Source organism: Porphyrobacter sp. THAI-01a (assembly GCF_056868655.1).
Genome location: NZ_CP180579.1, coordinates 115915 through 134567, shown reverse-complemented (window position 1 = coordinate 134567; position 18653 = coordinate 115915). Strand labels below are relative to the sequence as shown.

15 protein-coding genes are annotated in these 18653 nt (G+C 62.4%); 4 read left to right on the top strand and 11 right to left on the bottom strand.

Annotation, left to right across the window (positions count from 1 at the left end):
* The first annotated feature begins 566 nt into the window (after positions 1–566).
* Positions 567–1106, top strand: coding sequence for a heme NO-binding domain-containing protein (locus ACMX37_RS00640; RefSeq protein ID WP_483147048.1), 540 nt, complete (start codon positions 567–569; stop codon positions 1104–1106).
* A gap of 8 nt (positions 1107–1114) precedes the next feature.
* On the top strand, positions 1115–2644 hold the full coding sequence (locus ACMX37_RS00635) for a response regulator (protein ID WP_483147047.1): 1530 nt from the start codon (positions 1115–1117) through the stop codon (positions 2642–2644).
* A 6-nt stretch (positions 2645–2650) separates the two neighbouring features.
* On the opposite strand, the gene ACMX37_RS00630 is transcribed toward ACMX37_RS00635, so the two are convergent.
* Entirely contained in the window at positions 2651–3871 is a 1221-nt protein-coding gene (locus ACMX37_RS00630) for a sensor histidine kinase (protein ID WP_483147046.1), read from the bottom strand.
* A 131-nt stretch (positions 3872–4002) separates the two neighbouring features.
* On the opposite strand from ACMX37_RS00630, the gene ACMX37_RS00625 reads away from it, so the two are divergent.
* Complete coding sequence (locus tag ACMX37_RS00625) at positions 4003–6000, top strand: sensor histidine kinase (RefSeq protein ID WP_483147045.1); 1998 nt, start codon at positions 4003–4005, stop codon at positions 5998–6000.
* Positions 6000–6389 (top strand): response regulator, encoded by a 390-nt coding sequence (locus tag ACMX37_RS00620; protein ID WP_483147044.1) that lies wholly within the window; start codon positions 6000–6002, stop codon positions 6387–6389. Before ACMX37_RS00625 ends, ACMX37_RS00620 begins: the two co-directional genes overlap by 1 nt.
* A 17-nt stretch (positions 6390–6406) precedes the next feature.
* Here the strand turns inward: ACMX37_RS00620 and ACMX37_RS00615 are convergent, their stop codons facing one another.
* From ACMX37_RS00615 to ACMX37_RS00570, 10 genes are all read right to left on the bottom strand, one after another.
* Positions 6407–7207, bottom strand: a complete 801-nt coding sequence (locus tag ACMX37_RS00615; RefSeq protein ID WP_483147043.1) for a tetratricopeptide repeat protein — start codon at positions 7205–7207, stop codon at positions 6407–6409.
* Positions 7207–7863, bottom strand: a complete 657-nt coding sequence (locus ACMX37_RS00610) for an OmpW/AlkL family protein (protein WP_483147042.1) — start codon at positions 7861–7863, stop codon at positions 7207–7209. The genes ACMX37_RS00615 and ACMX37_RS00610 overlap by 1 nt, the downstream gene beginning before the upstream one ends.
* Positions 7864–7865: 2 nt before the next feature.
* Positions 7866–8423 carry an OmpA family protein gene (locus tag ACMX37_RS00605; RefSeq protein ID WP_483147041.1) on the bottom strand — a complete coding sequence of 186 codons (558 nt, stop codon included), beginning with the start codon at positions 8421–8423 and terminating at the stop codon, positions 7866–7868.
* Positions 8420–9703, bottom strand: a complete 1284-nt coding sequence (gene tolB, locus ACMX37_RS00600) for a Tol-Pal system protein TolB (protein ID WP_483147040.1) — start codon at positions 9701–9703, stop codon at positions 8420–8422. Before tolB ends, ACMX37_RS00605 begins: the two co-directional genes overlap by 4 nt.
* Positions 9704–9729: 26 nt before the next feature.
* Entirely contained in the window at positions 9730–10602 is an 873-nt protein-coding gene (locus ACMX37_RS00595) for a cell envelope integrity TolA family protein (RefSeq protein WP_483147039.1), read from the bottom strand.
* Entirely contained in the window at positions 10599–11066 is a 468-nt protein-coding gene (locus ACMX37_RS00590) for an ExbD/TolR family protein (protein ID WP_483147038.1), read from the bottom strand. Before ACMX37_RS00590 ends, ACMX37_RS00595 begins: the two co-directional genes overlap by 4 nt.
* Positions 11067–11095: 29 nt before the next feature.
* The gene (locus ACMX37_RS00585; protein WP_483147037.1) at positions 11096–11782 is read right to left on the bottom strand and encodes a MotA/TolQ/ExbB proton channel family protein; all 687 of its coding nucleotides are present in this window, start codon (positions 11780–11782) and stop codon (positions 11096–11098) included.
* A 39-nt stretch (positions 11783–11821) separates the two neighbouring features.
* Positions 11822–12430 (bottom strand): peptidoglycan-binding domain-containing protein, encoded by a 609-nt coding sequence (locus tag ACMX37_RS00580; RefSeq protein ID WP_483147036.1) that lies wholly within the window; start codon positions 12428–12430, stop codon positions 11822–11824.
* A gap of 151 nt (positions 12431–12581) precedes the next feature.
* Positions 12582–17156, bottom strand: a complete 4575-nt coding sequence (locus ACMX37_RS00575; RefSeq protein ID WP_483147035.1) for a beta strand repeat-containing protein — start codon at positions 17154–17156, stop codon at positions 12582–12584.
* 125 nt (positions 17157–17281) lie between these two features.
* Positions 17282–18652 (bottom strand): CsgG/HfaB family protein, encoded by a 1371-nt coding sequence (locus ACMX37_RS00570; protein WP_483147034.1) that lies wholly within the window; start codon positions 18650–18652, stop codon positions 17282–17284.
* Position 18653: the final 1 nt, after the last annotated feature.

The window sequence follows — 18653 nt, the reverse complement described above, 5'->3', positions numbered from 1 at the left end:
TCCACTCGACCCACCAGAGGCACGGCTATCGGAGGCACCACGCTTTCGGCGGAATTCTGCGACCGCGCCTCGGAGCCGCAACTCGGCGCAATACAAGCAGAGTACCCACAGGTGCCCAAAGAGGTTCGGCGCCAAAGTGCCGGCATTTTGGTGCCGCTTTAGCACCAATTAGTCGTTAAGCAGCGGCAAGGCCTGCTAGGCGAGCAATGTCCGCGCTCGCATTCTTGTCACCTTGTGGAGCGTGCACGGCGACAAAAGGCTACCCGCTTTAACAAACGCCAAGTTAATCGGCAGATCCATGCAGTCGAAAGATTATAAGAGCTCCAGCGAACAGATCGCAGCGTTGCTTCATGAATTAAGGCAACCGCTCAACATGATGATGCTATCGTGCATCAACATTCAAAATCGCGCACGAAGTAGTCATATTGATATTGATGATATCTACATTGCAAAAAGAATGGACGACCTGATGAGACATATCAGGATCTCGTCAAATATCATTCAGAAAATAGAAGACATTTCGAGGTCTTAAGGCCAGACAGAACCGTAAAAATTTGGAGTTTTAGATGTACGGGATGATACATCGTGCAATCTACGACTTTTTGGCAGAGCAGAATGAGGAAATAGAGGAGGAGGAACTTCAGGCAGTTTTGCAAATCAGCCGGGATGAAATGATCAGCACCCATGTCTATCCTGACACCCACACGCTGGAGCTCGTCGCGAATGCGGCTGGGTTTATGGGTATGAGCTCCGACGAGTTCATGTGCCAACTCGGTCGTTTCTGGCTGAATTTTGCCGAGCGTAGCGCCTATCGCCATATCCTGGATTTTACCGGAAACGATCTGGTTTCCTTCATCGAGAACCTAGACAGGATGCACCGCTCCGTGGTGCTGGCCATGCCCCATGCGAGGGTCCCTTCCTTCTCCTTGGTCGAAAGCGATGCGGACGGCCTGGTCATAGATTACCGTTCGAGCCGGACCGGGCTGGAGCCATTCGTACTAGGGCTGATGCAGGGACTGCTCGATCACTTCGAGCAGGCCGGCACCGTCGATTGCATCGGTACCGCCGGATGCGCCTCGCGCTTCGTGATCCGATATTGCGATTGAGGCTGCAGATGCCGACAGTCAGCCTCGAGGTGGAGAACCTCTTTCAGCTTCATCCGAACGCGATTCTGGTCGACAAATCGCTCAACGTCATTTCCATTGGAGGGATCGCGCAAAAATATTCGCCCAGTCTCGAGCGCGGTCGTCACCTGGCTGAGTATTTCGAGATCAGCCCGGTTCTGACACCACGCAACGCATGCGATTTCGCTGCGCAGCGCACGGCATTGATGCTGTTCTCCAGATCTCGGGGCATTCAGCTCAGAGGCACGGTGACGACGTTGGACGCAGGTTATCTTATCGTCGCCAAACCCGCGATCACGGGCGGCCCACATCCAACGAGTGGGCTCCATATCGGCGATTTCCCCGCAGACGATCCGGTTGTGCAATGTCTGATGCAAATTTCTCTGCTGCAGTGCCTTCGTAGCGAGGCCGAGGAAAATGCGCAGGATCTCAAGCTGGCGTGGGAGGAGAACGGTGACATTCTCCTCATGCTCCGCCGGATTACCGGCTTTATCTCACATGAGTTCGGCAATCTGCTCTCGATCATCCAACTGAATTGCGATCGCATCGTGTCTTCGGCAGCGGCGGGTTCCGAGCTCACGCGCGCGGTCGGCCTGATTAAGGAAACTGCAATCCGAGGCGGAAGCGTGTCTCAATGGTTGCGGGCCATCTCGGGTGATGCCGATCTCTCTCATCGTGAACCGCTGGACGAGTTCCTGAAGGCCAATCTGACCCTGGTAAAGTCCCTGTGCGGGCCCAGGGTGTCGCTCTCGTCGTCATTCGCGGCCGGATCCGCCAATCTGGATGCCCCGATCTGCAGTCTGCTGAACGGCCTTGTCAGCCTTTTGCGAAACATCGCCGGCGCCGGGGAGGCCAACGTTTTCGCAGAAATCGCCACGCGGATGGCGCACAGCGCTTGCGGGGAACAGGAGATGGCCGAACTGTGCATGTCGGTCAGAGCCGGGCACGGTTTCGACGGCATCGCGCTGCTGACGTGCCGCAACCGCTCTTTTCTCGGTCAGAATCTCGGCCGATCGAGCATCGCGGAGTTCGCACGATCGGCCGGGGGTACGGTCAAGTACGAGACAATCGGGCCCAACCACGGTCGCTTCACGCTTCGCCTCCCGTGCCTGTCGGGGGCATTCGACGGACCCGCGTGGGTCGGGACGACGACCTTCGTCAGGCCGGGCCAGCAGCGGCACCTGATCGTCGTGGAAGACGAACCCGCAGCACTGGAAGCGCTGGTGGAGCTGCTCGAGTTTGACGGGTTTGCCACAACGGCCTGCAGGAATGCGGAAGAAGCCCTGGCCGCGATTTCGGCTTGGCCCCATGCCATACTGGTGACCGATGTGGTCTTGCCGACGATGGACGGCCTCACATTGGCTCAGAAAGCCACGCGAGCAAACCCGCAGTTGAATGTGATCGTCATGAGCGGCCACGTTCCCGACCACGGGCAATACGACCCCCGCTGGGCCTTCATTCAGAAGCCGCTCGATGCCGGTGAACTCATGGCTGCGATCGAACGGGTCGGACAGTGTTAGCCCGGTTCAGCTTTTGCTGCCGCGCCGCTCGGGCGGCGACGAGACATTCGGGCGGATCGGGAGGACAAGCTTCAGCGTTGCGCCCGGCCCTTCGGTTTCCACCGCGCTGATCTCCCCGCCATGCGCTCTGACAATTGCCGCCACGATATACAGCCCCAAGCCGGTGCCGACACGCTGACCCACGTTGCGGCCGCGAACGCTTTCGGCAAACACGCGTTCACGCTCCTCGGGCAGTATGCCGATGCCCCAATCACGCACGCTCAGCTCGACGCTGTCCTCGGCAACCTTGGCGGAGATACGTATCCGCGCGCGATCTACGCTGTATTTGATCGCGTTTTCGATGAGGTTGGAGAAAGCCTGTTCGATCAGCATCCGATCGAACCACATGTCGGGGAGATCGTTTATCGTGCCGTCCAGCTCGATGTCTGCCAGATCCTCGAATACGACGACGACACGCGCGATGACCTGCCCGATCTGACCGAACTCCGGGCGGAAGTCGATTTCGGCTTCGTTCTTTCTCACGCGTTCAAGCGTGTTGGTCAGCACGCTGTCGAGCCGGGTCACGAATTCGCGCACCCTCCTGGCAAGCTCCTGGATCCGCTCAGGGGGAGCGATGCCGGCACTTCTCTCGATCCGTTGCGCCGCACCGTCGATCACCGCCAGCGGCGTTCGAAACTCGTGCGATGCGATTTCGAGCATCTTGCGCTGCCGACGTCGCACATCCCGTTCGATCTCGAGAGCACCCTTGAATTCGACCAGGGCCCGTTCGAATTCGTCGGTCTTGACGGCCGCAGTCACGCCGGCCGCTCCAGGGCTTGCCATCATGAAGGGCCGATCGGCGCCACATGTCGGCTGCATTGCCGAGGCGCTCCGATGGAATTCGAGCAGCACGGCGTCAGAATATCCGTCGAACCTGACCTTGGTGCAGGTGACAGAAGCATGCTCTGTGTCACCGCCCGCTTGGTCGGCGAGGGCGATCGTCCGTCGATAGCCCGGCACCTGGCTTGCAGCCAAGCCGGCGAGCAATTCCTCGATGGCGGGCCGCAGACCGGCAGGAAGCGGGGATTTCGCCTTGTCGAGCGACTCCATTCCCCAAAGAGCCATGGCCGATCTGTTCGCCCAGACCGGACGGCAATTCCCGATGCGAACAACGGCGACCGGCGTTTCGAGCAGGTCCCATGCCGAGAGCATTGCGGAGCCGACGCTTGGAGAAACGACGTCAACCATGACCACCGGCCAGCGGCCAGCCAGCCCCTAAACCCCCACACAAAAAGATCATTTTCATGACGAAATCTCTTCCTCCAGCGACAAAGCGCCTCGAGAGCGTTCAGCTTAGACGCCTTCTTTGGCGTTCCTATATGCGGACCGCCCTGATTCCGCTGTTCGTCATTGAAGTCGGCTTTCTCGCCACATACTGGGTGAGCGAGACCGTCGTTTATCGCAAAAACGTCGAAGCGGTATCTGAACTCTCCCACCAATATTTCAACGACATTGCGAGGCGAGAAGCCGCCACAATCAGTGCCAGTCTGGAAGCAATCGCCTCGCATACGAGGGTCTTTGCCCACGAAGCCCGCACGGCGCTCGACGGGAATTTCGTACCTCCGGCCGCCGAGCGCGCACGCTACAGGATGCCTCCCGAGGGCGGCCTCTACACGACGTTCGACAATGGGACCACCGCCAGCTTTTACGCAGGCTCATCGCCATTGAGTAAAGCGCAAATCGACAAGGTTTGGCGCCTGTCTGCGCTCGACCCCTTCATGATCGCAGTCAAAAAAAGCAATGACAACATTGCATCCATATATTTCAATACATTCGACAGTTACAATCGCATCTACCCATATGTCGATGCGGGGTCCCAGTACACTCAGGATATGGTGATCCCGGAATACAACTTCTATTATGAAGCGGATGCAAAAAATAATCCGGAACGGCGTGATGTGTGGACTGATGCCTATGTCGATCCCGCCGGTCATGGCTGGATGGTCTCGTCCATCGCGCCGGTCTGGAGGGGCGACAAGCTCGAGGGAGTGGTCGGCATCGATGTCACCCTGCAGACCATCATCGACACATTGCTCGATCTGGATCTGCCCTGGAACGGCTACGCCATACTTGTCGATCAGAACGGCGGCATCATAGCCCTCCCCCCCGCCGGAGAGCACGACTTCGGCCTCGATGAGCTTACCGACTACGACTACTCCCAAGCGATCCTGTCGGACACCCACAAGCCGGAAAACTTCAATCTCAACCTGAGGGCGGATACCAAGGCATTGGCCGAGGCCATGAAGCGCGAGACGGAGGGTGACGTCGAACTGGATCTGGGCGGCGCTCGTCTCGCCAGCTTCTCGACTGTCCCGCAAACCGGCTGGCGCCTCGTCATCATCGCGCCCACGGATGCGATCTTTGCCCATGCGACAGCGCTGCACGACCGGCTGGAGCTCGTCGGGTACGCCATGCTCGGATCTTTGTTTGCCTTCTATCTGCTATTCTTCGGCTTTCTGACGCAGCGAGCGCGCAGGATGAGCCGGATGATCGATAGGCCGCTCACCGAGATCACGGGGCTCATCGACGAGATGAGCAACAGCCGCCGCGAGCCGCACTTCGGGGGTTCGGAGGTGCAGGAACTCGATAGGCTTGGGCACCATCTGGTTGCCACGCGCCAGAAACTGCTCGCCGCCGAGGATGAAGTCCGGCGGCAAAGCCGCATAGCCCGCATTGCGCTCGCCGAGTTGCGCGAGGCCAACACTGAAATGGTCAATTTCACGCGCCTCATGTCCCACGAAATCCGCACCCCGCTCTCGATTATCGACGGCAGCGCCCAGATCATTCACCGGAAAGCCGATACACTGAGCCCGGTGGAGCTGCGGACCCGCGCCGACCGCCTGCGCGAGACAGTCGCGACCGTAGCCAATATGCTGACGAAGCTTCTCGCCCGTTTTGACGCAATCGGCGAAAAGACGCCGGCGGCTCTCGACGAGGTGGCGGTTGACCCTTGGGCGGAGGTCTGCGCCCTGGCTGAAACGACCTTTCATCCCGAGCAGCTGCGCCTTCACGAACCTGTCGAATGTCCGGCAGTGACCGGCGGGCTCGACACACTCATCGTCGCGCTGAAGGATGTCCTGGAACATGTCGCCAAGCACGCGCCCGCCGACAGTCCGGTAGAACTTGCGCTCGAATGTGAGCCGGAAAAACTGACCGTCGTCATGACGGTCACAGGGGATGGCGCGCATGACCTGACCCCGGTGGCAAACCGGGTAGAAGAAACGGGTGCAACCGTGGAGGTAACCTGCTCCAATGGAGTGATCTGCATCAATATTTCGGTTTCAACCACGACTGATGCGGCTTATAGCTTGGACTGATGGAGGCTCCACTTATCCTGCTGGTCGAAGACACCGCCGAACTTCGGGAAGATCTTTCCTATGTCATGCTGGATGCCGGATACCGGGTCGTTGCAACCGATTGCGGGGCCGCCGCACTGACGGCGTTTCAGGAAGCACGGCCCGATTTCGTGATTTGCGACATCCAGCTTCCCGACACGGATGGTCTGTCCCTGATCGCCGCCATGAGGGCCTGCCGCAGCGGGGCCGGCAACACGCCGGCTCTGGTCGTCTCGGCATTTTCCGATCCGCAGTTGCAGAGCCAGGCCGCCGGTCTGGGCATCGACGGCTTCCTCATCAAGCCGGTCGATTATTCCGACCTCCTCGCGCTGGTTGGCCGATCGTTCGAGCAGGCGAATTCACGGCCCTAGAACCGGCGCAACCCCTGCTAGGTGGCGCATCCGTCGGCGAGCCGCAAATCGAGCAGTTCCTCCCGGCGCGATGCCGACAGTTCTGCACCATGCGCAGCCTCGATTTCAGAATAGACACTGCAAACCTGCGCCGCGTCCACGTTGCCCAGTGCCTTGAGAGCGCGGGCGAGAGCGAACAGGTTGTCGGCACCGAATCCCTTTGCGGCGCCGGTCTCGAACAATGCGAGGAAATTCCGCGCGGCTTGGCCGGGCTGACCCTGCTCGAGGTAGACGAGACCGAGCCGGTAACGCGCTTCGGCATTCCGTGGATCGTCCGGGCTGTTCGCGATGAACGTGGCCAGTGCCAGCTCGGCATTGCCCCACTGCTTGCGCTCCATGAAGTTCACCGCCTGTTCGAAACGGTCCACAGGGACCGGCTCCGACGCCTCAGGTTGCAGCTTCGGCGCGATCACTTCAGCAGCCCGAACATCATCGGGCGAGGACGCTGCCGGGACCGCTGCGGCACGTGCGGCGAGATCGGTGCGAAGTCGAGCTATCTCGTCCTGCGCAGCCGTCAGACTGCGGCGGTCCTCATCCTGCTGCGAGACCAATTGCACAATCAGACGCTCGAGCGACGCCAAGCGATCATTCAGACGCATCAGCTCCGCACCGAGCGACTTGGCCCAGTCATCCGCGCTGGCGGGAGATCGCGCCCCTGCCGCTGCGACGGAAGCGCCACGGGCAGCAGGTTCCTGACCGGCGCCACCGGTGGACCAGAGGAAAGCTCCTGCCAGGACGGCTACCGTAGCCGCCCGGGCGATGACATGCCCGCCCATCATCAGAACCGGAAGCCCACGCCCGCGGCAAGGATCAGCGCATCGACGCGGCGAGATTCGAGCGTGCGCGCCTCGCGTTCGATCAGCACCTCGGTCTTGCGGGAGGTGTATTTGGCATCGAGATTCACGTAAAATCGCTTGTCCAGCGCAATATCGACACCGACTTGTCCGACTGGTGCAAAACCGCCGGTGAGCTTCGTGCTGTACGAGCCGAACGGGTCGGGCGCCGCATCGAGAAGTGCAACTTCTGCCTCATCTCCATAGAGATTGAGGTGCGTCAGACCTGCCCCGACATAGGGGCGCACGAGCTTGCTGTCGGGGGAGAAATGGTACTGCACGGTCACCGTCGACATCAGCAGATTGGCCGAAACCAGCGCATTTCCCCCCGGTTCGCGAAGCTGGTAGCCAGTGCTGCCGAGCGAAGCTTCAAATGCAAGCCGATCGGTCGCGAACATCGTGATTGAGGCTTCGGCGCCGACGGAATCCTTGATGCCGGTCTCGATGGTCTGGCCGCTGTTGGGCGGCATCAGTGTCAATTCGTTGAACCGGTTGTGATGGGTCGCCCGCCCCTTCATGAGTATGTCACCTGAGTCGGCGACCGCGGGAGCCCCGCCCAGCAGAGTTGCCAAACCAGCCGTAATCAGCACCAATCCACGCACCGCTATTCCCCTTTGTCGTTCGGTCTTGCGAGACCCTTGAAGATTGTTTCGCCACGTCGATTGCGACGCCGGCTCTCCTGATCGAGCGATGTCGCGACGGGCATCTGCTTGCCAAAAGAGGTGGTCTCGACGCGGTCGGGCGATATGCCGCGGCCCACGAGGTACCGTCGCATCGCCGCCGCACGTATCTCGCCGATCGCAAACTGCCGAGCGCGGCTACCGATCACGTCTCCATGCCCCTGAAGCATCACCGAGACGGAAGGATTTCGAAAGAGCCATTCGGCTTGCCGGTCGAGCGCCGCCTGGGCGGCGGCATCGAGGACGGCAGAATCGCCATCGAAATAGACGACGGTCGCACCTCGAAACGGCACAAAGGCAGGCTCTGCGGGGACCGGCGCGGGCGGGCTCTCCGCCGCAACCATTCGTGAGGCCGAAAGTGAAAACAGCGGCGGCGGCGGAAGTGCCTCCCCCGGACGTTGGCACGATGCGACGGCGCACGTGGCCAGCCCGAGCAATGCAGCGCGCGCAGCCTGCAAACGGATCGAGGTGCCCCGCTTCATGGCAGCAACTCCGACCAGAAAGGTTCGGATCCGGCCATCGGCAACGCGACGCTCCGCTGCACGCGTCCGCTCACATCGGTGATCATGATGTCGGGCGGGCTGCCGTCCGCACGCAGGCGCTGGAAGGCTATTGCCCTCCCGCTCGGAGCCCAGGTCGGGTCCTCGTCTTGCGCTCCGTCTGTGAGCAGTTTCTTGTGACGGCCCTCGGGCGTCATCACGCCGATCCGGCGCCCTGTGGCCGTTGCAGCCACGAAAGCAATGAGCGAGCCATCCGGGCTCCAGACCGGCGAAGCGTGTTCACCTTCGAAACTGATCCGCCGCTGCTCGCGCCCGTCGCGGCGCATGATGTAGAGTTGCGGCTGACCGGAACGGTCGGATTCGAACACGATCGACTGACCGTCAGGCGAGAGGGACGGATTGGTATCGATCCCTGTCGTGTCGGTAAGGCGCAGCGTCCGAGCCGTGGCAAATTCGTACTCGTATATGTCGGTGCTGCCATCGTGGGACAATGCAAACACCGCGCTCCGCCCGTCGGGCGAGAAGCGCGCCGCGGATGGAAGGCCGGGGGGAAGCTGCAACCGGGTCCTGGTTCCCCTTGCCAGATCGGCTAGGATGAGCTGCGGCATGTCTTGCGCGTATGAGACGAACAGCAGCAACCGGTTGTCCGGACTGAGCCGGGGCATCGTGACGATTTCGAGATTGCTTGCCAAGTCGGTCGGGTTCGCACCGTCGCTGTCGACAGCCACCACCCGGCCGCCCTGCCGACCACTCGCTCCGGCGGGCGATACAAGCGCAAAGCGCGTGTCGAAGTGGCCCCGGTATCCCGTGACGCGGGCAAAGACCATGTCTGCGCATTTGTGGGCCGCTCTGCGCCACTGACGGAGCGGTACCCGGAACTGTTGCGCTTCTTCCACGCCGCCGCTGAAGACATCGTAGAGGCCACAAGCGTAGGTCAGGATGCCATCGCCGCCAGATTCTGCGCGGCCGATGACCAGCGCCTGAGTTCCGACCGAAGCGGCCGCACTAAGCAGGCCCTCCTCATTGGAACCGGCGGCCCGGGGTACAGCAACGATGCGGAAGAATGGGCTGCTCGCAAGGTCGGCGCGCACGATGTTCGCCAAGCTCACACCGAGGTCTTCACCGGCATCCGGTCGAACCTGAGGGCCGCTGGCGCCATCCACGACGCTGATGGGAAGCGGTGCCGCAGCGCCTTCCGTGATGTCGACGAACAGTGGTTCGTCGGCGGCCGCCGGCACGGCAAAACCGATCGCAGCTGCCAAGGTGATATGAATTGCAAGCTTCGGTCTCATCGCAGCCCTCTGGGATCGAATTCAACTTCGACGGACGCCCATGCCTCGTAGAGCTCGGGCGGAAGTTTGAACGGAGAGCAGAGCATGACCGCTCGGCGCCCGCTGTTCGTCAGCAGGCCGGCGTAGGCGCTGGCCGCGTACCTCTGGTCGCCTGCGCCGCTTCCCACCGGTTGACCGACCACGCGCCCATTCCGGTCCAACCGAAATCTGAGGCGAACGCTGACCGACGGCGGCGCATCGAGTTCGGGCGGATTCCAGCACGGCATGATCTGGGCGCGGATCATCGCGGCCAGATCCACTTTCTGGCGAAAGGTGAGGCCCCGCACACCGCGCGGTGCTGCTTTGCCGACAGCCGAACCAAGGGTGGCGGAATCGAGCCTCGAAGGACCCACTTCGTTGCCCGCCAGCGCCGGAAGTCCGGACAAGGCTTTTGTGTCGAGCCGGCCGGGATTGCCGGCGTTTGTCCCCGCCGGTGCGGCTGCCGGCGCGTTCGCCGCGCGCAAAACGCTATCGGATACGGGCGTCGGCTCCGGAACGGGCGAGGACAGGGGCTTCGGCGCAACTTCGGGTTCGCCCACCGGCGTGGCGGTCGTCGCAACGACGTCTGACTTCGGCAGAGGGGTTTCGGCCGGTTCGGTCGCGGCTGCGGTCGCACGATCGGTGACCTGCGCATTCGGTTGCCGGACCGGCGAGGAACTGCCGATGCGCGGTCTGGGATCCGGCAACGCATAGGCCAGATCGCTGATCTCGATCTCCATGCCCTTCTTGCGCGGCTCCGACACCACGACTGCGAAGCTGATTCTGCCAACCAGCAGAATGAGGCCGACATGCAGCGCGATCGCCAGCGTGTTTGCAATTCGGTTGATCACGGCGCGGCGGCGGCGCTTGTTCCGGTCGTCGGAGGATCCGAGACGAAGGCGACCTTGGTGAAACCGGCCTCGGCAATCTGCGAAACGACAGTCATGACGCTTCCGTAGGCGAGCGTTCGGTCGGCGCGGACCAGCACCTGCTGTTCGGCAGGAGATCCGGAAGCTATCGCGAGCTCGGCGATCGCTTGGGCAAAAGCCTCGGGGGTTAGAAGCGTGTCACCGAGATAGATGTTCTGGTTGGCATCGATGCTGACCTCGATCAGCTCTGCGGCCGATGCGATCTTGTTTTCGGTGACGTCGGGGAGGTCAACTTCCATCCCGTTGACCAGCACTTGCCCCGTGACCATGAAGATGATCAGCAGCACGAGCATCACGTCAACCATCGGGGTGACGTTGATTTCCGAAAGCAGATGATCCTGCGGACGCTTCACGCGGGATCCGGATAAGATCGACTTGATTGCCATCGATGGGTCCTTGGCTGTCCCCTGACGGTTCAGCGAATGATGCCGTAGTGACGGGAAATCGCGATCTCGACGCGGCCGGCAGTGGCCCGCCAGACCTGGTCCGTCGCTGCGAGGGACTGAACGATCCGGTTGTACCCCATCGCCGCCGGTATCGCGCAGAAGAGTCCGACGGCGGTGGCGAACAATGCCTCGACCATGCCGGGCGCGACCACGGTCAGCGAGATATCCTGCGCCTGGCTGATGCCTATGAAGCTGTTCATAATGCCCCAGACCGTGCCCAGCAGCCCGAAGAACGGGGCTGAGTTGCCGATTGTCGCAAGCCAGGCCGAATTGCCGGAGAGTTCGAGATACTGACGCTCGATCGTCAGATCCGCTGCCGACGCAAGGCGTTGGCGGATGTCCTCGTAGTCCCGCCCGGCGTGCTTGGCGGACCATTGCCACTCCTGCGCCAAGGAAAGCAGGATCTCGTGAACCCGGCCATCGCCGGCTCCGGCCAGTTCGCGCAGCTCATCGAGCGTTTCGACGGTGCGTAGAGACTTGCCGACCGCGCGGATCTTGCGGCGTTCGATGGCGATGGCCAATGCCCGCGAAATGATGATGGTCCATGAATACACCGATGCCAGCAGCAGCAGCACGATGATCGATTGAACCACCAGGTCTGCATCGAGGAAGATCTGCCAAGGCGTCGTACCGGACGAAAGGGCTGCGTTTTCCATATAGAATTTCTTTCCAGGCCTCGGTCCAGGTGAAGAAGCTTAACGGGTCTTGGGAAGGAGAGCGCGGAACAGCGTCGAGAGGTCTGGAAGCCCCGTGACGGTGATTTTCTCCGTCTTCTGGAATTCGGCCACGGCTGCTGCTGTTGCCCTGGTCCATTCTCCGTTTGCAGGACCTGCGAAGAGGCCTCGTCCGGAAAGGCTCTTTTGCAGAGCGACAAGCGCGCCCTGCCGTATCGCCAGGGTGCGGCCCGCATGCTCGGCCGTGACGGCGGGGCTGGCGGCACGCTGATGGAGGGGGGCCGCGGCGCGGATGATTTCGTCGGCTGCCTGTTCGACCGTGATGGCTGGCTGGTTGGCGCAGACCGCCGCAACCGCCCGCATAAAAACGATGCCGTCGGGAAATGGAAAGAGGTCGAATGTATCGCTCTGCAACCGGTTCCGCGCTGTGGCATAGCCCATGAGCCACGATCCGTAATTGGCAGCGTGAGTTGCGTCCGAGATTTCGGTGTTGAGCGCTTCGCAGGTCTTCGACCCGTATCCGCGTAGCGCGAAATCCCCTGCCGCATCGGCCGCACAGGCTTGGGAATGGACGGTCGTCACAGCCACCATCGCGGCGATCCCGGTGACAACTCTAAAAGCGGTTTGCATGCTTTTGTGCCTCGTCAGAATGCGAAATCCGGGGCGCGATTCATGCGCGCGCCGCGCCCCGGACGTCGTCTTGAGTGTGGTGCTGATCCGTGAGGATCAGCACCACGTGCTCTCCGCAGACTAGGGGAAACAAGCCTGCGAAGTCGGTCGCTTACCGGGTTCCGATGATCGAAACCGAGCTGTTGCCGATGGCAGTCGCCGAGGCAGCGTTGCCGCTGTTCTGCACGCTGCTGGCTCCGTAGGTGCCGAAGGAGCCGACGGTGTAGGTCACCGTGCTGGCCGTTGCGGTCACCGCACCGGTGTTGGTCTGCTGGCTCGCAAGCGCAACGTTGGCCATGCCGGTGTTCAGCGCGCTCAGCATGACAGTGTTGGCTGCCGTGTTACCGACCGCGAACGCGGTGGTGCTGTTGTCGCTGTTGCTGATGCTGGCGTTCAGCACCCCGGCAACGGTTCCCGCGCTCGTCGCGTTCAGGATCACTGCGGTCCTGCCGGTCGCGTTAGCGGTAACCGGACCGGTGTTCACCTGATCGTTGAGCAGAGCAGCATCACCCTGCGTTCCGACTCCGACGTTGAACGAAGCAGCGCCAGCCTGAGCCGTGTAGGTCGCGCCAGCGGTGTAGTTCAGCGTGTTGGAAGCGCTGTTGCCGCGGGCCAGGGCCAAGGTCGAGTTGCCTTCGATCGAGAGCGAGCTGTTCTCGAGCGACTCCAGCGGGGAAGTACCGCTGATGCCGACCGAAATGGTGCTCGTCGCGTCGGCGACGGTCGTCACGCTGCTCCGCTGCTGATTGACCAGCGCAGCCGTCGACCCAAGGTTGGCATCGGCACCGACCGAGACGGTGTTGGCCGCACGGTTGGCAGTCGATTCCGACCGGGTTGCGTTGCCCGACATCGAAGCGCTGCCGTTCACGAGACCGGTGGTGGTCGCGTCAGCCGAGCCGATGTTGAACATTTCGGTGACAGCCGTGGTGTTCAGCGTACCCGAAGCGTCCTGACCGTTCAGGAGGACGAACGAACCGATACCGGTACCGTATTGTCCACCATTAGCATTGCTGAGAGCAGTGGCCTGCATGGTCGAGGTCGAGTTCGTCGACGACGCGGTCAGGGTGTTGTTCGCGTTGTTCACCACACCCAGAGCGTTGTTGACGTTCTGGTCCATGGCGATCGACGAACCGCTGGACACCACGTTCGAGACGACCTGCATGTCGCTCAACGCCGAGATCACAGCATTGGCGCCATCCTGGACGTTGGCAATGACGCCCGAGGTGGCCGTCCCGCCAAGATCCTTGCCCGCAACCGTCAGGTTGTTGGTCACGGTGTTGCCGATCGCTTCACCATAGGCGCTGTTGCGCGAGACGCTCAGGTTCGAATCGGTGATCGCCGTGTCGAGCGCACCATCGATCCCGAAGGTGGTGAACACCTCGGTAACGCTGCTGCTGCCCGCGAGCAGCAACTGGGCCGAAGCGATGGTGGCATCGCCATCGGCTTCGGCTTCAGGCGAACCGACCGCGGCCCACACCTCACCCGAACCGACCGCGACCACGCCATCGGCAGACACCGAGAGGACAGTCACGCTGTTGTTGGCCGAGTTGCCGATCGCCGAACCCTGCACCGCGTTGCCTTCAACGGCGAGGCGGCTGGAGGTGATCGTGCCTTCGATGTCCATCAGGACACCGCCGGCATTGAACGAACCATTGGTCCCGTCGACAGCCAGCGACACGGTCCCGCTGCCGGGCGTGGAGTAGCTGAATGCTCCGGTTCCGGCGTTGTAGGTCCAGCCGGCCGTGCCGCTGTACGCCGCGATGAAGGCGTCCCGCTGAGCCGTGCTGAGGCTCGAGAGGTTGCCCGTGGCGGTCCCGCCCGAGATCGTGGCGGTCACGCTGAACGGCGCGACGGGCGGCGAGCCCTCGTAGCCGACGAGCGCCGACACATCCTGCAGGCTGGTCTGCGTGTTGGCCACACCGGCGGTCACCTGGTTCAGCGTGTTGCCATCAACCGACGCCGTGTTGGTGGCGCGGTTGCTCGACGCCAGCGCCTGCAGCAGGTTGCCGTTCGACTCGATCGTCGAGGACGAAATGCTGCTGTTGATGTCGGTCACAACGCCCGAGCTGGAGCCGAAGCCGCCAGTGGTGGTTTCCCTCAGGCTGGCCGTGACGACCCCGGTCCCTGCGACCTGCGTGTTGGCAACACCGAACTGCGCGCGCGCAGAGGTGGTGTCGGCGCCCGGGTAAGCATCGCTACCCGCAAGAAGCGCGCTGCCCGAAAGCGACGTGCCCTCCACCGAAAGGACGTTGCTCGCACGCGCGGATTCGGCACTCGCCATGATCCGGTTGTTCGAGGTTTCGACCGAGCTGCGCAGAATGGCAGCGTCGATCTCGGTTTCGACCACCGAGTCCCCGTCACCGTTGGCGGTGGCGAGAATGCTCGCGCCCGCAACGTTCTGCAGGTTTGCGATAGCCGCATCGCCGAGGCTGGCGGTCGAGGTCAGGCTGCCGACTGCAAGCGACAGGCTGTTGGCCGCGACAGTGCCCTGCGCCTGCGCCATCAGGGTGTTGGCGTTGACCATCGTCGTGGCATCGGTCAGGCCGCCCACCACATCCATGCGGAACGCATTGGTGTCGTCCGGCTCGGCCGAGGCGGTGACGTTGGCGAGCACCTGCTGCACGTTGACAACGCCGAAGGCGGCGGTGGCATCGGCATCCAGCGTGTTCGGCGCGCTGGTAACGGCCGTACCGCCGGCACCGAGCGTGACGATCTGCGCGTCGACCGAGAGCGTGTTCGAGGCAACGGTGCCGCGAGCGATAGCCGACTGGCTGTTCCCCGCGATCTCGCTGGAGCCCGAGACGAGGCTGCCGGCATAATCAACGTCGATCGAACCCTGCTGCGTGGCAGTCACGGTCGAGGTCGCATCGTTGATCTGGAGGTTGGCGATACCGGCGGCCGACCCCACGTCAACACCCGCAAGCGAGATGCGGTTGCCCGCATCGCTGCCGACCGCGAAGGCCTGCTGCGCGTTGCCGGTCACGGCCACGGACGTGTTCAACGCCGTGCCGCTCAGGTTGTCACCAGTGTCGACATCGATGTCGTTGATGGTGTTAGAGGCCGAAACGGTCGAAGCCGTGTTGATCATCGCGCTCGCGATGACCACTGCGCCTTCGGCACTGACGGACTCGCTGTTTGCATCCGGCGTGAGGTCGACGGAGAGAACCGCCGAACCGCCGTCCGATGCGTTGAGCGCGGTCGCTGCCAGATCGATCGACTGCCGCGCGCGGTTGCCCACCGCGCTGGCGGCAAGCACGTTGCCGTCAACCGTGATGGCGCTGTCGACGAAAGTCGCATTGGTGCCCGACCGACCGACATTCACGAGGATATCGCTATCGGAAGACGACGCGGAGACGCTGGCAGACGAGAGCTGCTGGCGCGAAGCGAGGGCAGCCGAGGCGTCGAACACGGCCGACGAATCGCCGCTCGCGATTCCGGCGGTCAGGTTGTTGCCGGTGGCGGTAGCGGTCAGGCGGTTCCCCGCCACGTCGATGCTGCTGCCTTCGGGGCTTGCGACGTCGACTTCAACGCTGGCGTCCAGGGCAGCCGCGAGACGACCAGTCTCGACCAGCTGGGTGTTCACGCCCACCAGGCCTGCGGTGGCCGAAATGTCGGCGATCTTGACGGAGGTGCCGTTAAGCTCGTCGATCTCCACGCTGGCGGTGTTGCCGGCAGCGGTGTTGTAGGCGAGACCGTCGGCCAGCGAGATCCTCGTGGTCGCGGTGTTGCCGTTGGCTTCTGCCGAACCGGTGTTGCCGGCAACCGAAAGCGAGCTGTCCTCGAAGGAGGTCGTGGTGCCAGCCAGGGCGCCGGGAGCCGCGCCGATGCGGGCCCGGAAGGTGCCGGTGACGGTCGCGGAGTCATCGGTGGCGTTCGCGTCGAAACGCTGCGCATTGCTGATCGCGGCAGTCACGGAAGTGTTGCCGTCGTCGGCCGCCAGACCGATCGAGGCATTACGCGCGTTCGCCGTGAAGGTTGCCGAAATCTCGTTGTCGTCCAGCGTTGCGGTGCCCGTGATGTCGGCACTGGCGGTCGTCTGCAGCGTCAGGAAGGTCAGAGCATTGGCCGTGCTCGCAGTGGAATCGGCCGTCGAATCCGCGACCTGCACCGAGGAGACGATCAGGGTGCCCGACAGATCGGCCACGTTCGCGGCCGAAGCCGACAGATCGGTGGTCACGGCCGCGTTGGCAGTCGCGAGGTTGGTGTAGTCGACGGGCTCCGACCCCGTGATGCTCATCGCGAAGGTACCGCTACCTTCGTTGATCACGACATTTGCCGAGGTGGTGTTCCGCGACACGTCGACAGAACCCGTCGCGAAGTTGGTCGCGGTGGTGCCGATCTCGGCGGCCGAATTGGTCGCATCGACCGCGGCGGTGTTTTCCGAAACGCCGGCCAGCGCGACGCCGTCATCGAGAAGCGAGGAGCTTCCGATGTTCGCGAGCGAGGCGGTCACGCCGTTGCGGTTGGCGATCGCGGTGGCATCGGCCGTGTTCTCGTTGTTCTCGAAAACGCCATTGGTGGTCACGCCGGTGTTGGTGGTGACGGCCTCGAAATCGAGGTTGGTGGCGGTGATGGCGCCAGTGTTGCGCTGCGGAAGGGTGTTGCCGGCTGCGACGTGTGCTTGCACGACCGAGGTGAGGTCAGGTGCAGTCACGATCGATTGGGCGTTGGCCGGCGAGGCGATCATCGCCGTAGCAATAATGGCGGTACTTGTCCCAGCAAAAAGCTGTGACCGCCTATTTATTGATTTATGTGTCATATTACCATTTCTCCTTCTTGGGGTATCTCATTTATTATTAATGGCACACTATGCTATTTTTTTACTTGTATTTTTGCGATTTCCTGGAAGCCAGGCCCGTCACGGTAGATTGCGGAATCCCCGGCAGACGGGCGCCAGACCACGAGGATGGCTGAAGGTGGTACTCCCCTGTTTGAAAGCGCCGCGACCACCGCGGCAATGCGCTGGTCCAGCAAGGCATCCCGCCGCGCCGGGTCCCAATTTTCAGTGTCCCGGGCGATCAAGGTCGCCGAGACGGTGCCCTCGCCTGCCAGCTGGGCAATCATGTCGAGCGCCGACTGGGAGCTCGACATGAGATTTGCGTCCCCGAATTCGAAGCCGAGCTGCAATGCCGCCGCTGCCGCGGCCGGACCGCCTCCGGTCAGCTCGTTGAGCGAGCGGGCGCTCGCCGGGGCCTGCTCGGGCGGAAGAAGCCGGACGGGCGGGGGTGCAGGCATCGCACCAGCCACGTCGTCGACCGCCAGGGATCGACCGCGCAACTCGTCAGCAGACTTCTCGGGGATCGTATCGAGGCGCTGCGCCATACAGGTCGCCGGATCGAGGTTCTCGACCGATGCGACCAGCTTCAGCACCCCCTCTTCGAGAGCTGTGCGGATACCGAGCTGCAAGGGCTCCTGGCCTTTTGCGCCGATGTTGATGTCGAACAGTTCCGTGCCGAAGAAACGGAAGATTCCGGCGCCAATCTCGTAGCCGCTGAACTGCTTGGTCAGACTGACAGTCTTGAGAACCAGCAGCGAACGGGTGTCCACGATCCGCAAGTCGATCGCGACACTCTGCGTGTAGACGCGCGCCTCGGGCCCGACATTGTTCACACTGATCTGAGCACCGCCGGAACGGATGTTGTAGTTCACCTCGGTGATGCCGCCGACGATGTAGTAGTCGGATTGGCTGATCGTCCCGCCGAAATAGGGAAGCCACGGAACCCGGTCGCCATTGACTTGGTGAACCTTCCCGTCGCCGAGCTGGCGACGGTCGGTGTAGCCGAGTTCGCGCTCGGCGATGGTCGGATCGAAGCGTTCAGCGATCCTCAGCGGCCCGCCGATCTTGCCGAGCGCCGAATAGACCATGAGCGATCCGCCCTGGGTGATCGCATTGCCTTCGTTGATCGAGTACTTCCCGGTATAGTCGCGCACTTCGCCGACTGCGATGACGATCGGCTTTCCGGCCTTGGCGGTCAGCTGATCGCCAAAACATGCCAGCGCCCCCTCCATCGGAGACCGGTTGTCGCGGACCGGCGCCCCGATGGCGATCGGCACCTCTCCCGGCGCGACGCGCTGGCTGTCGATTCCAATGCCGGTGGCCGCACAGCCCGAAAGGGCCGCAGCCGACACGGTGGCCAGCGCCGCGATAGCGGCGCATCGGACCTGACGATTTGCGAGATGCATG